Source organism: Chryseolinea soli, assembly GCF_003589925.1.
In the GTDB taxonomy this organism is placed as follows: domain Bacteria; phylum Bacteroidota; class Bacteroidia; order Cytophagales; family Cyclobacteriaceae; genus Chryseolinea; species Chryseolinea soli.
In genome coordinates, this window is sequence record NZ_CP032382.1 from 3,127,844 (window position 1) to 3,139,954 (window position 12,111).

Consider the following 12,111-nt stretch of genomic DNA (forward strand, 5'->3'; position numbering starts at 1 on the left):
GCGTAAAAATAAAACAAACGTCTTATGGCAACTGAAACAGCCCGATTGGATGTTCGATTGGCCAAAAACCAAAAAGAATTGTTCGAAGAAGCGGTTGATTTGGGTGGTTATTCTACCCTGACTCAATTTATTTTGGATGCCGCTATGGAGAAGGCGGAATCCATTATCGAAGAGCACAAGAATTGGTTAACCTCTGAACGTGATCGTGAAACGTTCTTCGCCATCTTGGCATCGCCGCCCAAAGCCAATGCTAGTCTGAAAGCCGCCGTTAGAAAATATGAGGCCGCACTTCAGGAACCTGAGAAGACCACTAAGGCTTCCACCCGGAAAGTAAAATCCAATGCAGTTAAGAAAAAAAACATTGGAAGCCGTTAGATTAAACTCCGCGCACAAAAAGAAGGAATTCTCATGCGGTGAAAAGGCACTTGACGATTATTTAAAAACGCAGGCGGGACAAGATCAGAAAAGAAACGTCGCCGTTTGCTTTGTGCTGGCGGAAGACGATGGAACAATCAAAGGGTATTATACGCTCGCCAGCGACAACATTAACAGAGAAAATATTCCTGAGGCTCGTCGTAAAGCTATGCCTTATAAAAACCTTCCCGTTGTCCTGTTAGGAAGGTTAGCACGCGATCAGCGATACAAAGGTACTGACATTGGCCATTGGTTGTTGGTCGACGCCTTGAAACAAACTATGACGATCTCGAAAACCATTGGCATAATGGCAGTTGTTGTTGATCCCCTCCATGAGAAGGCCGCTGCTTTTTATGAAAAGTTCGGTTTTGTGAAATTGCGCGATACAAACAGAATGTTCATGGCAATGGAAACCATTCGGGATGCCTTCAAAGGGGACGATAAAGGCGAAAGAGAAAAGCAATAACCCGGTTCACAAATTCTGGCGATAATCTCTCATCAAGTTTTCCGGAGCTGGAATAACAGATAAAGTTGATTTCGGGTGGAGACATCAAAGTTGACCGAATTTAAAAGAACGCCACTAGCATTTCTAAAATACTTTTTTATAGCTTTGGCCCGGCTTTAGGGGTGTTCCGAAATAGGAACTGAGATAATACCCTTTGAACCTGATCCAGGTCATACTGGCGAAGGGAAAAGTAGTGCTGCGATCTCCGTGCATATCCCATTCGGGAAAATTCCTATTGCCCTTTTATAATCTACGATCTAAAGTAAAAGTTATGCAGGAGCAACTGTGGAAGAGTATTGTATTGGTGCGGGACAAATCACCCCTCGTGCAAAGTATTACCAACTATGTCGTGATGAATAGCACCGCCAACGCGCTCTTGGCGGTCGGCGCCTCGCCCATCATGGCCCATGCCCACGAAGAGATGAAGGACATGGTGTCGATTGTTGGCGCATTAGTGATCAACATGGGCACGCTCGATGACTATTGGGTGAAGAGCATGCACCTGGCCATCGCCCAGGCCAACGCATTGCACATTCCGTGGGTACTTGACCCGGTAGGTGCCGGTGCCACGCCCTACAGAAATGAAGTGCTGGAAGGATTACTACAACTACGCCCAACGATCATACGTGGCAATGCCTCCGAGATCCTGGCCTTGGCCAGCAAGCATACCACTCCGACAAAAGGCGTCGACAGCACCCACCGGAGTACGGAAGCCGTTGATGCGGCGTTGACGTTGAACCAGCATTTTGGAAGTGTGGTCTGTATCTCCGGGGCTACAGACATCATTGTAAACAAAGACAGCATGGTAAAACTTTCAAACGGCCACCCGATGATGGCGCGTGTCACCGGCATGGGATGCACAGCCACGGCACTGACAGGTGCATTTGTTGCTGTCCACCCTGGCGACCCGATGAAAGCCACGGTGGCTGCTATGGCGCTGATGGGTGTGGCAGGTGAACTTGCCGTACGGCGATCGACCGGACCCGGAAGTCTGCAAGTGAATTTTCTCGATAGCCTGTACACCATACGGGAGACCGAGTTCGCGGAGCGGTTGAAAGTAAGTGCGTGATGCATCATCGGGAATTTCCATATCGTTTGTATCTGGTGACCGACGAAAAGGCTTGCCTGGGAAGAGACCTGATCAAGGTCACCGAAGCTGCTGTAAAGGGAGGTATCGACCTGGTGCAGATACGCGAGAAAGACCTGAACCAAAAAGCGTTTTTAGAAAAAGCATGGCGGTTAAAAGAAATGCTGGATCGTTACCAGGTGCCCCTCATTGTAAACGACAACCTGAGTGTGGCCCAAGCATGTTTTGCGGCCGGCATCCACGTGGGTAACTCGGATCTGTCGCCCGTGGAGATCCGAAAGGAGTGGCCTGCGCGTTGCATCGTCGGTTATTCCATTGAGGACGAATCACAGGTGACCAGTGTTGCGGCAAGCCATGCCGACTACCTGGGCATCAGCCCCGTGTTCTCGACGCCAACCAAAACCGACACCGTAACCGAATGGGGACTGGACGGTATTCGCAAAATCAGATCGCTTTGCACAAAACCGTTGGTGGCCATCGGGGGGATAAAAAGTGAAAATGCATTTGCCGTCATGACCGCCGGTGCCGATTGCCTGGCGGTAGTCTCTGCGATCTGCTCGGCTTCCGATCCGGCGCGGGCCGCTGAAACGATTCGAATGGAAATAGAAAAAGCATTAAAGTAAAATGACCATGGTACGTTATCACAGTGTGTTGACCATTGCCGGTTCCGATAGCGGTGGTGGCGCGGGAATACAAGCGGACATAAAGACCTTTTCGGCATTGGGATGCTTTGGCACATCGGCGATCACGGCCATCACCGTTCAGAATACCCGTGGCGTATTTGGCATACATAGCATACCACCGGCCATTGTTCACGATCAGATAAAAGTAGTGATGGACGATATTCGCCCCGCGGCGATAAAGATCGGAATGGTGCATACCGCCGACCTGGCGGTGGCGATTGCCTCGGCCATCAGGGAATATGCCGTGCCCGTGATCCTTGATCCGGTGATGGTGGCCACCAGTGGCGATAAACTGATCGAGGACAACACGATAGAGACACTACAGAAAGAACTCTTCCCCTTGTCCGGTCTGGTAACGCCCAATGTGCATGAAGCCCAACTGCTCGCGGGCATGCCCATAAAAAATAAGGAAGACATGAGACGGGCTGCGCGTGAAATCATCAAGACAGGTTGTCGCGCCGTGTTGATCAAAGGCGCCCACCTCAAGGGCGATCACCTGTTCGATGTATATGTGGACACAAACGGAAGAGAAGAGATTTTTGAATCGGGCTATATCGACACCGATAACACACACGGAACAGGATGCACACTCTCTTCCGCCATCGCCGCCTACAGCGCGAGAGGCATCGAAATGGTGGAAGCCATCAGGAAAGCCACGTTGTATGTGCACCAAGCCATCGAAGCCGGAAGAAACGTACAGACCGGTGGGGGACATGGCCCGCTCAATCACTTTTTCAATCCTCAAAAAATGATCACCCATGACCTGGTGTAAATCAGCCTGGCAAAAGGCACAACCCATCTATGACCAAATCGTCATCATGCCCTTTATCAAAGGAATGATCGATGGCACGTTGGATCAAAGCAAGTTCAATTTTTATATCGCGCAGGATGCCCGGTATCTTGAGAATTTTGGAAGGGCACTGGCCCTGATCGCGGCGCGTGCTCATCGCAAAGATCATGTGCTCGATTTTATCCGGTTTGCCGAAGGCGCCATCGTTGTGGAGAGCGCTTTGCATGCGGGCTATTTGAGCGGACAGGATGGAGCAAAAAAAATCGAAGTGTCGCCGGCATGCCATCACTACAACAGTTATCTGATCAGCACCGCCGCCATTGCACCGGTAGAGATCGCGATGGCCGCGGTGTTGCCCTGCTTCTGGGTCTATAAAGAAGTTGGTGATTACATATTTGAGCATCAAAATAAAAATGGCAATCCCTATCAGGCGTGGATCAACACGTATTCGGGAACAGATTTTGGAATCGTTGTCAACAAGGCGATCCTGATTTGCGATGAGATTGCTGCCACCTGCACGCCTCGGCAAAGAGACGCCATGACGGAAGCTTTTCTCACCGGCTGCCAACTAGAATGGATGTTTTGGGACAGCGCCTGGCGTTTGGAAAAATGGCCTGTGATGGCGTAGAAGAAACTTATTTCCACCCAATACTTTTTCTTTCGCCTGCGCGGAGGTGATCAAGGGAATGATCTCAAAATCGGCCAGGTCGTTCCACCGGCCAACCCACTCCTGGAGTTTTTCAATGGATTCGCTTTCCATGACCTGGTAACAAACGGTGACGTTTTCATCGATCCAACTGTTGATATACCGCACGCCTTCCGGGAGCATACGTCCTTTCTCATCAAATCGTTGGTACAACGTGCGCAGTTGATGCGGGTGAAATCGCTCGATGATCATGTACAGCATGGCGGGTTTGTATTGGGTTCGTTCGTCAAGAACGCAAATTCCGGAAACATGTGAAATGGCAAGCCCGACAGGGACAGGATGAATTTCTTAAAGAGACAAATCCGGCTCCATCAACTTAAATGCTGAAGAGACTTTTGTTTTTTTAATTTTGTATGCTTTGCCACCCCCATGAAGGAAGACCGTTCTGCCCGAAATCCGTATCGTCCCGATGTGACGTTGTTCCTGGTGCTGATACCCTTTATCAGTGCCTTCAACTACTATCTCACCTATTCCAACATTCGCCTGCGCTGGTTCCTGGTCATCACCTTCGTGCTCGACACCGTGCAGGGATACATCGCCTGGTGGGCCGTCCGTAAACTTATTTTCTACCTGGACCGAAAGCTGCCCTTCCACCAAGGCCTGCTCAAACGCATCGTGGTTCAATTGGTCACGACGATTGTGCTTGGCCTGGCCATCCTCATCGCGCTGACTGAGCTCTCCAGTTGGATTGCCCGGGGCAAACCCGCCGCCCTGAATTTCTACACCACCGATCTGTTCATCATCAGCATCTGGTTTTTTGTGATCAATGGCATTTACATCGGTTTCTATTTTTATAATCAATGGAAAACCCTGGAAGCGGAGCGGCACGAAGAAAAAAGAGAGCGCACCGACGGCCTGGTGGTGAAGCAGGGCAAGCAGGATATAAAATTGATCTTCGAAACCGTGGCCGGCTTTTCGGTGGAAGGGGAGTACGTGGTGGTGTTTCAGCTGACCGGCAAAAAGTTTTTTGTAGACCAGTCGCTCGACAAACTGGAGAAGACCCTGCCCTCGGTTTTCTTCCGGCTCAACCGCCAATACATTCTGCACCGGCAGGTGATCCAGGGATTCCGGCGTGCCGAAAACGGTAAGCTGGACGTGCTCATCGCCGCGAGCGAACAGCTGCCTGCCGAGATCACCGTGAGCCGCACCAAGGCCAGCGCATTTAAGAGCTGGTTTCAGCCGGAATGACTGCAATTGGCGGATAAAGTTGCCACACTTCGCCGGAAAACCGCCGAAAGACCCCGCCCAGGCCACATCCGCAGCCGTAATATTGCCTTGTAAAATCACGCTATCCATGAGACATCTTGCACAAAGCCTGGCGGTATGTTTTTGTTTTGTTTTATCGGCCAGGGGCCAGTCGGATTCACCCCGGGGCTACCAGGACTTTCCCATCATCGTCACCCTGCAATTTCATGCGTTTGCCGTGCCGTTTCACGATCTCAAATCCAATTTCAGGAATGTGGGGATCGGGCTGGGCACCGAGGTGAGCTACACGGGCAATCAAAAATTTGTACAACAGTTGTCGGTGGTGTGGTATCGCAATAAGACCATTGGAAACGGGCTGCTTTTCTATACGCAACCCGTTTGGCGCCCGGGCATTGGCGACAATTTTTATGGAGAGCTCAAGGCCGGCATCGGCTATCTGCTGGCAAGCCGCCCCTCACCGGCGCTCAGACAAACCAACGGCGAATGGAAAACCACCGGACACAAGGGCAAGGGAATGCTGACGTTGCCCATTGGGATCTCGGCAGGCTATAACCCCCAAGGCTCGGGCCAGGTGCTGGTGTCGCCGTTTGTGAGCTATCAACTTTTGGTGGTCAGCGGCTATAACCAGAGCGTGCCCGTGGTGCCGGAAACGCTGGTGCAAGTGGGTTCGAGGGTACACTTTTAAAATCAAAAAAAAGAAATTCATGAAACGCATCATCCCTTACATGCTCGTCATCGCGGGATTCGCCGCGGGTTGTTCGCCCTATGTCGGCGATCTGGCAACAAAATCCTGCAGCGAAGCAACCCAGGCCAGCGCCTCGTCCACACGGGAGAGCGCGCTCCAAATTTTGGGCGATCTCACCCGGCAAGGTGTACCCGGCGCGGTGTTGAGCATACAAACACCGGAGGCTTCGTGGAGTGTGGCGCAGGGGTTGGCCAAGGTGGAAGACAAAACCCCGATGGCATTGTGCCACCTGCAATACCTGCAAAGCATTTCGAAGACTTACCTGGCCGTGTGCCTCCTGAAGTTGTATGAAGAAAACAAGCTCGATCTCGATGCGCCCATGACCAAATACCTTCCCGAAAAGTACAGCCGTTACATCGACAAGCCTTCGACCATCACCATTCGCATGTTGATGAATCATACTTCGGGCATTCCGGAATACAATTCCGTTCCCGCCTACATCACTCAGTTGCTGCAGCATCCCGACCGCGATTTTACCGCTGAAGACTATCTGAAATACATCGACGGCAAACCGCTGGATTTTGCACCTGCCAGCAAGTATTCCTATCGCAACACCAACTACGTGGTGCTGGCCCTCATTGTCGATGCCATCACCGGCGATCATGCGCGGTATATGCAGGAGGTAATCTTCACCCCGCTGGGCCTGGCCAACACCTTCTACCGAAACGACGCCCATTATCTCGACTACCCACAACTGGTCAACACGTATTGGGATCGCTACAGCGACGGCTTGCTCGAAAATGTTTCTGTCTTGCAGCGCAACAACGTGCGCGCTTTGATTGGCGACGATGGCGTGGTGACTACGCCGGAAGAAGCGCTGGCCTTTTTAAAAGGACTGATGCAGGGCAAACTTCTCAAGCCCTCCACGCTCGACCTCATGAAGTCGTGGGCCAACGACAGCAAAGGCAATCCCACCTACGGCCTTGGGCTGGACTATGGCAAATTTGATGGCCACACCGGCTATGGTCATAGTGGCGGAGGACTTGGCGCCGGTTGCCAATTGTATTACTTTCCGGAAAAAGACACCTATATGTTTGTGGCCATAAACCTGGGCACGGTAACGGAGAGTCCCTTGCACAAACAAACTACCGCTGCGCTCGAGAAATTGTATAAGCTGCTGTTGGATTGAGGAGATGATAAGTCTTCAGGAGATATAATTCTATAAAATAAAAAAACGCAATCGATTCATCACAGGCATGTTGTCTTGAATTCCGGAGCTTTAAATTTTCAGAGCCTGTTGTAGCAATTTACTTCGAGGGGAGTTTGTAATTTCATTTGAACGGTATGTTTTTATGCCCGCACGTTCTTACCTTTTGGGCAGGGTAGCACGCGTTCGTCGGTTGCCTTTCTATGGACATGCCAACAAATTCAATTCATACAAAATGGAATACAGACAACTAGGAAATTCCGGGTTAAGAGTACCCGTATTGAGCTTTGGAACAGGCACATTTGGAGGCGGCAGCGATTTCTTCAAGGCCTGGGGCAGCACGCAAGTGGACGAAGCCAAGCAAATGATCAACCTGTGTCTCGATGCAGGCGTCAATCTTTTCGATACGGCAAATGTGTATTCCCGGGGAGCAGCCGAAGAAATTTTAGGCAAGGCCATCGCCGGACGGAGAGACAACGTGCTGATCTCCACCAAGGCCACCTTCCCGATGTCGGATGCTGTAAACGATTTTGGATCGTCCCGGGCACACCTGGTGAAAGCCTGCGAAGACAGCCTGAAGCGGCTGGGCACCGATCACATTGATATCTATCACATGCACGGCTTCGACGGCAACACGCCGATGGAGGAAACGCTATACGCATTGGACAACCTGGTGCGAAGCGGGAAAGTCCGTTACATCGCTTGTTCCAATTTTTCGGGATGGCACCTCATGAAATCGCTTTCCATTTCGGAACGATACGGTTGGTCGAAATATGTCGCACACCAGGCCTACTATTCCCTGGTCAATCGCGATTTCGAATGGGAGCTTATGCCTTTGGGAATCGATCAGAACATTGGAACCATCGTGTGGAGTCCGTTGGCCAGTGGCAAACTGAGTGGCAAATACCGGAGAAATCAACCCGCCCCGGCCGATGCACGCGTGGCGCAGGGAGGCAACCCGGTGTTGGGTACGGACAGTGATGATGAGCGCCTCTACAACATTGTCGACGTCCTGGATGCATTGGCAAAAGAGACCGGAAAAACAATCGCACAGATCTCATTGAACTGGCTGTTGCAGCGACCCACGGTGTCCAACATCATTATCGGGGCAAGAAACGAAGCCCAATTGAAACAAAACCTGGATGCTGTGGGATGGAATCTGACGTTGGAGCAAGTCCAAAGGCTGGATAAAGTCAGCGACATTTTGCCTGCCTATCCGTATTGGCACCAGCGTCAATTTCCGATGCTGAACAATGCGCCAAAGCTGTACGGGAAATAGCGTGAGCGGGCTTACAATTCAATTTCTTCAGCCCGCTTCATGACAACTCTTCCTTTGGTGGGATTCAGATTTCGCCACACCCAGTTGTAGTGCTCCACTATTTTTTGTGCGCTCAGGTGAGCTCGTTCGCCTGTGGTGTGACCGTCTCTCACCACGGTCACGATATAGTTTTTGGTCAAAGCCGACTGGATGCTGGAGTCTATACAAAAGTCGGTGGCACTGCCGGTGATGAATAATTCGTTCACCTGCCGTTGATCCAGGATGGTCTGTAATTCCGTTTCATAGAATGTGTCGTTCGCCGTTTTTCCGATGCGGATGTCTCCCGGAGAAACCGTCAGCGCCGGGATGAGCTCCCAGCCGGGAGTACCCGGAACGTATTCGCCTTGGAGCGTTCCGTCGTGTTGAACCAGGATCACCGGAAGACCTGCCGCGCGAAACTTGGCGCTCAACGCATTGATCCGCGTCACAACCCCTTCCAGGTCGTAGCTTGGTGCGCCAGGCGGGAATGATTCGTTTTGCATATCGATGATCAGCAAAGCCTTGTGGTTTTTCATTTTTCGATTGGTTAAATTTCTAGGATTCAATACTAAAAATAGCAATAACCCTTTGTTCTGATGCGAGGAGTCCTTGAAAGAAATTCATCATGCGTGGGCCTCAGAGACGCTGGAATGTTAAGAGTTTTTTTCCGATTCCCAGGTAAAAGTCAATATCACCGTTGGGATTTGCTTATCAAATGAGGTAAATTCAAATAGTCGCACCTAGGATATGAGTATTTGGTACTATGGAGCCCGACATCAACAAAACAACGATGCCATCCTGGCATCTCAATCAAATTGTATTTTTTGTAATACGCCCCTCTACCGCGATAAAGAAGATGAAAAAAAGGCTACGCTTTCAAAAGACGTATTCTATGGGTGGAGCGATAACTTTACGACGAACAGCTCCGCGCTGCTTGGGATCTGTCCTGCTTGCGGCTGGTGGAAATATGTTCTTGAAACGCAATTTGGTGGAAAAGGGGTTCCTTCAATAACTACCAAAATCGGAAGCTTGAAGAAGCTTGACCTGGCCGATATCTCGCTTCCGCTTCAGGAGGTACGCGCTTACCTGGTTGCCAGATACGAAGCACGGTTCGAGACTCATCCCCGTTTGTTCGAGGAAGTTGTTGCCTCGGTTTTTCGCGATCATGGGTTTGAGGCAGACGTTACAGCCTATTCTGGGGATGGGGGCATCGATGTCATTCTTAGGGGAGATGAACAGGGTTCTATTGGCGTACAGGTCAAGCGTTATAAAGGCCGGATATCGGTCGGGCAGATTCGCGAATTGACTGGCGCGCTGGTGATCAACGGTCATACAAAAGGTATATTCGTCACAACATCGGAATTTGAAAGTGGAGCAAACAAAACCGCCGCGATGAGCAGTGATCGGGGATATCCCGTAGAGCTCGTCGATGGACACGCCTTCCTGGATGCCTTAAAAATTGCCCAATTGTCGTCGACAAAGGATTTACACCTCAGGAAGCCTTGGGGAGAAGTCGACGAATGGTATTCGTTGAACCCGTAAAGACACCACCCTGTCCATCATTGTGACAAACTGGGTGGCGAATCAAAGCCGCAGAATAAATGACTGATCACCGATTTCTGTATTCGATCTTATTCCCTAAACTAAGATCCGACAAATTTACCCTTACCAGGTAATGATCATTGTCGTTTAGCTGAAACTCCCCATCATGATTGCTGTCGCGTTGAACGGTTAGAAGGATAAAGCCAAATTTTTCGTAGCGCACGAACGATACAACGTTTTCGGATTCCGGGGTAATGGGCTTTAGATTTTCACCACGGGTATCGGAAGCATATAGAATAAAGGGATCACGTTCATCGATTTTTCCGTTGCCGTTGTGATCTTTGTTTTTCACCAGGTAAAAGACCCAGGATTTTGAAATGTTTCGATGCCTTGGCTCGCTCCCACGGCTGTACGAGTAGGAGTAGGGCTCCGGGGCCTGGATGTAGGTGTCGTCGGGGAACAAGGTCGCGTAGGAATCGGAATTGAAATGATACACGATATAGTTTGCATAATAATTGCCCCAGGACTTCATCTTATCGGAAGAGAAAAGGCTGGCGTCATAACGATAGGGTATCAACATCGTGGAAGCCGAATCGGTGACCCAGGGTTCGTCGAAGGACCGGAAAGAACTTTTCCGGTCCTGACAAAACGCCCCATGAAAACCTGCGATAAACGCGAGTGTTGAAAAGAGGGAAAGGAGTCTCATGCTTTTAGCAATTAAGGATTGATTATTAGCGTATCCTTCTCCGCAAAGGCAACGTCTTCAAGTTCCTTTTTCACGACCAGGCTGTCTTCAAACTGAATGGCCCGGCTGAACATTTCCGGCTCTAATTTTGAAAGCTTGTCCTTCGAGCTGATCCGTTGCGTTTTGTAAACTTTCTTTTCCTGCAAAGCTTTTGACGTTTCCGGTTTTTGATATTTCCTGCGATGGGTGTTGATGGCCAATGAGTCGCCGCCGGCTTTTCGATCGGTGTCTTCATAGCGACGGGCATAGGTAGTGTCTTGTGCCGCATTTATTCCGGGCTTCAGCCAAAAGGCAATGATCGATGTCACCACGACACAAAGGGCCAGGATTCTTCTTCTTAAGGGTTTCATATAGATTGGGATTTTAGTGAATGTGATTTTTTGATTTCAACAAAAAAGATGATGAGCTCGGCCATCAGAAAATTGCCAAACAACCCGAGCCATTGCGAGATGGCATAGTTGTCGTGGTAAGGAACATTCCAGAGGAAAAACAAAATGTGAAGGATCCGGAACGACAGCACTACCGAAGCAATCGCGTAGGACCGGATCATAGAATGAAAATGCCCAACCTTGTCCCCACTTGCAATGGCTTGATATCCCTGGTAGGTGAACACCGCTAAAAGAATTCCCTGCAACATAAACCCAACCTGGGTGATCAGGCCCCCCTTGGCATAACAGGCGAGATACATGCCGGTGGGACAAACCAAGGTCAGCGTCACCCACACATATATTTTACCCACCACCTGATGGAGGCTAAGCGCCCGTTTGAAAAACCTGCGCGTGAAAAGCACGATAGGGCTGAGCAGGCAAATGACCCCGGTAGGAAGATGAATATAAAAAGCAACATTCCAGAGCATGTCTTGTTGCGCCACTCTTTTTTCAGGCAGAATCCCATATTCGCCACCGTGTGTAAAATAGAGCATCGCGTTGTGCGACAGCAAAAGGGAGAAGAAGATCAGTGGCACCCAAAGTAGGGCCGCAGGGAGGAGCGATAGGATCTTTCGGTGAATCATATCCGAATGTATTCACCCCATGGCATGACCGGAAGCGCCATTTAGGGAATCGGGAAGGACACTTAGCGAGGAGGTGGTTTCGCTGAGCGGAGTATTGATGCTCAGGGCATCGGACCCTGCGGATAGAGAAATTCGGTCACTATTTTTTCATTGGATTGGATGAAAGCGTCTTTTCACGGTGTCGACGTCTGTGATATCACCGTTGTCGGCATAAATACGACAAGGCGTTGAA

General features: G+C 50.2%; 16 protein-coding genes and 1 riboswitch. Of the genes, 11 read left to right on the plus strand and 5 right to left on the minus strand.

Features of this window, described 5'->3' with window-relative positions; genetic code table 11:
- Positions 1-24 precede the first annotated feature (24 nt).
- The 6 genes from D4L85_RS13515 (at position 25) to tenA (ending at position 4,107) form a co-directional block, all read left to right on the plus strand.
- Entirely contained in the window at positions 25-375 is a 351-nt protein-coding gene (locus tag D4L85_RS13515; RefSeq protein WP_119754800.1) for a type II toxin-antitoxin system TacA family antitoxin, read from the plus strand.
- Positions 341-880 carry a GNAT family N-acetyltransferase gene (locus D4L85_RS13520; protein WP_119754801.1) on the plus strand — a complete coding sequence of 180 codons (540 nt, stop codon included), beginning with the start codon at positions 341-343 and terminating at the stop codon, positions 878-880. Before D4L85_RS13515 ends, D4L85_RS13520 begins: the two co-directional genes overlap by 35 nt.
- 147 nt (positions 881-1,027) lie before the next feature.
- Positions 1,028-1,123: riboswitch (TPP riboswitch) on the plus strand.
- Between the two features lie 67 nt (positions 1,124-1,190).
- On the plus strand, positions 1,191-1,988 hold the full coding sequence (gene thiM, locus D4L85_RS13525) for a hydroxyethylthiazole kinase (protein WP_119754802.1): 798 nt from the start codon (positions 1,191-1,193) through the stop codon (positions 1,986-1,988).
- Positions 1,988-2,629 carry a thiamine phosphate synthase gene (gene thiE, locus D4L85_RS13530; protein ID WP_119754803.1) on the plus strand — a complete coding sequence of 214 codons (642 nt, stop codon included), beginning with the start codon at positions 1,988-1,990 and terminating at the stop codon, positions 2,627-2,629. Before thiM ends, thiE begins: the two co-directional genes overlap by 1 nt.
- A 7-nt stretch (positions 2,630-2,636) precedes the next feature.
- Positions 2,637-3,461: a bifunctional hydroxymethylpyrimidine kinase/phosphomethylpyrimidine kinase gene (thiD, locus tag D4L85_RS13535; RefSeq protein WP_119758777.1), complete on the plus strand. Its 825-nt coding sequence runs from the start codon at positions 2,637-2,639 to the stop codon at positions 3,459-3,461.
- Positions 3,448-4,107, plus strand: a complete 660-nt coding sequence (gene tenA, locus D4L85_RS13540; protein ID WP_119754804.1) for a thiaminase II — start codon at positions 3,448-3,450, stop codon at positions 4,105-4,107. The genes thiD and tenA overlap by 14 nt, the downstream gene beginning before the upstream one ends.
- On the opposite strand, the gene D4L85_RS13545 is transcribed toward tenA, so the two are convergent.
- On the minus strand, positions 4,048-4,386 hold the full coding sequence (locus D4L85_RS13545) for a DUF3303 domain-containing protein (RefSeq protein ID WP_119754805.1): 339 nt from the start codon (positions 4,384-4,386) through the stop codon (positions 4,048-4,050). The two genes, tenA and D4L85_RS13545, sit on opposite strands and share 60 nt — an antisense overlap.
- Positions 4,387-4,554: 168 nt before the next feature.
- Between D4L85_RS13545 and D4L85_RS13550 the strand changes: the two genes are divergently transcribed.
- The 4 genes from D4L85_RS13550 to D4L85_RS13565 all read left to right on the plus strand — a co-directional run bounded on the left by D4L85_RS13550 (position 4,555) and on the right by D4L85_RS13565 (position 8,562).
- Positions 4,555-5,373 carry a LytR/AlgR family response regulator transcription factor gene (locus D4L85_RS13550; RefSeq protein WP_119754806.1) on the plus strand — a complete coding sequence of 273 codons (819 nt, stop codon included), beginning with the start codon at positions 4,555-4,557 and terminating at the stop codon, positions 5,371-5,373.
- Positions 5,374-5,479: 106 nt separating this feature from the next.
- Positions 5,480-6,076, plus strand: coding sequence for a hypothetical protein (locus D4L85_RS13555; RefSeq protein WP_119754807.1), 597 nt, complete (start codon positions 5,480-5,482; stop codon positions 6,074-6,076).
- Between the two features lie 19 nt (positions 6,077-6,095).
- Complete coding sequence (locus D4L85_RS13560) at positions 6,096-7,265, plus strand: serine hydrolase domain-containing protein (protein WP_228450882.1); 1,170 nt, start codon at positions 6,096-6,098, stop codon at positions 7,263-7,265.
- A gap of 253 nt (positions 7,266-7,518) precedes the next feature.
- Positions 7,519-8,562: an aldo/keto reductase gene (locus tag D4L85_RS13565; protein ID WP_119758779.1), complete on the plus strand. Its 1,044-nt coding sequence runs from the start codon at positions 7,519-7,521 to the stop codon at positions 8,560-8,562.
- A gap of 11 nt (positions 8,563-8,573) precedes the next feature.
- On the opposite strand, the gene D4L85_RS13570 is transcribed toward D4L85_RS13565, so the two are convergent.
- Entirely contained in the window at positions 8,574-9,116 is a 543-nt protein-coding gene (locus D4L85_RS13570) for a cysteine hydrolase family protein (protein ID WP_119754808.1), read from the minus strand.
- A gap of 211 nt (positions 9,117-9,327) precedes the next feature.
- Here D4L85_RS13570 and D4L85_RS13575 point away from each other — a divergent pair, with 211 nt between their 5' ends.
- Complete coding sequence (locus D4L85_RS13575) at positions 9,328-10,122, plus strand: restriction endonuclease (RefSeq protein ID WP_119754809.1); 795 nt, start codon at positions 9,328-9,330, stop codon at positions 10,120-10,122.
- Positions 10,123-10,189: 67 nt separating this feature from the next.
- On the opposite strand, the gene D4L85_RS13580 is transcribed toward D4L85_RS13575, so the two are convergent.
- From D4L85_RS13580 to D4L85_RS13590, 3 genes are read right to left on the minus strand one after another with little or no spacing between them, the layout of a single operon-like run.
- On the minus strand, positions 10,190-10,828 hold the full coding sequence (locus tag D4L85_RS13580) for a hypothetical protein (protein ID WP_119754810.1): 639 nt from the start codon (positions 10,826-10,828) through the stop codon (positions 10,190-10,192).
- 11 nt (positions 10,829-10,839) lie between these two features.
- Positions 10,840-11,217: a hypothetical protein gene (locus D4L85_RS13585; RefSeq protein WP_119754811.1), complete on the minus strand. Its 378-nt coding sequence runs from the start codon at positions 11,215-11,217 to the stop codon at positions 10,840-10,842.
- Entirely contained in the window at positions 11,214-11,879 is a 666-nt protein-coding gene (locus tag D4L85_RS13590; RefSeq protein ID WP_119754812.1) for a DUF2306 domain-containing protein, read from the minus strand. Before D4L85_RS13590 ends, D4L85_RS13585 begins: the two co-directional genes overlap by 4 nt.
- Positions 11,880-12,111: the final 232 nt, after the last annotated feature.

Excerpts from the sequence above, each read along its gene's own strand:
- D4L85_RS13515 (WP_119754800.1), top strand. The coding sequence starts at position 25 with ATGGCAACTGAAACAGCCCGATTGGATGTTCGATTGGCCAAAAACCAA.
- D4L85_RS13520 (WP_119754801.1), top strand. The coding sequence starts at position 341 with ATGCAGTTAAGAAAAAAAACATTGGAAGCCGTTAGATTAAACTCCGCG.
- thiM (WP_119754802.1), top strand. The coding sequence starts at position 1,191 with ATGCAGGAGCAACTGTGGAAGAGTATTGTATTGGTGCGGGACAAATCA.
- thiE (WP_119754803.1), top strand. The coding sequence starts at position 1,988 with ATGCATCATCGGGAATTTCCATATCGTTTGTATCTGGTGACCGACGAA.
- thiD (WP_119758777.1), top strand. The coding sequence starts at position 2,637 with ATGGTACGTTATCACAGTGTGTTGACCATTGCCGGTTCCGATAGCGGT.
- tenA (WP_119754804.1), top strand. The coding sequence starts at position 3,448 with ATGACCTGGTGTAAATCAGCCTGGCAAAAGGCACAACCCATCTATGAC.
- D4L85_RS13545 (WP_119754805.1), bottom strand. The coding sequence starts at position 4,386 with ATGCTGTACATGATCATCGAGCGATTTCACCCGCATCAACTGCGCACG.
- D4L85_RS13550 (WP_119754806.1), top strand. The coding sequence starts at position 4,555 with ATGAAGGAAGACCGTTCTGCCCGAAATCCGTATCGTCCCGATGTGACG.
- D4L85_RS13555 (WP_119754807.1), top strand. The coding sequence starts at position 5,480 with ATGAGACATCTTGCACAAAGCCTGGCGGTATGTTTTTGTTTTGTTTTA.
- D4L85_RS13560 (WP_228450882.1), top strand. The coding sequence starts at position 6,096 with ATGAAACGCATCATCCCTTACATGCTCGTCATCGCGGGATTCGCCGCG.
- D4L85_RS13565 (WP_119758779.1), top strand. The coding sequence starts at position 7,519 with ATGGAATACAGACAACTAGGAAATTCCGGGTTAAGAGTACCCGTATTG.
- D4L85_RS13570 (WP_119754808.1), bottom strand. The coding sequence starts at position 9,116 with ATGAAAAACCACAAGGCTTTGCTGATCATCGATATGCAAAACGAATCA.
- D4L85_RS13575 (WP_119754809.1), top strand. The coding sequence starts at position 9,328 with ATGAGTATTTGGTACTATGGAGCCCGACATCAACAAAACAACGATGCC.
- D4L85_RS13580 (WP_119754810.1), bottom strand. The coding sequence starts at position 10,828 with ATGAGACTCCTTTCCCTCTTTTCAACACTCGCGTTTATCGCAGGTTTT.
- D4L85_RS13585 (WP_119754811.1), bottom strand. The coding sequence starts at position 11,217 with ATGAAACCCTTAAGAAGAAGAATCCTGGCCCTTTGTGTCGTGGTGACA.
- D4L85_RS13590 (WP_119754812.1), bottom strand. The coding sequence starts at position 11,879 with ATGATTCACCGAAAGATCCTATCGCTCCTCCCTGCGGCCCTACTTTGG.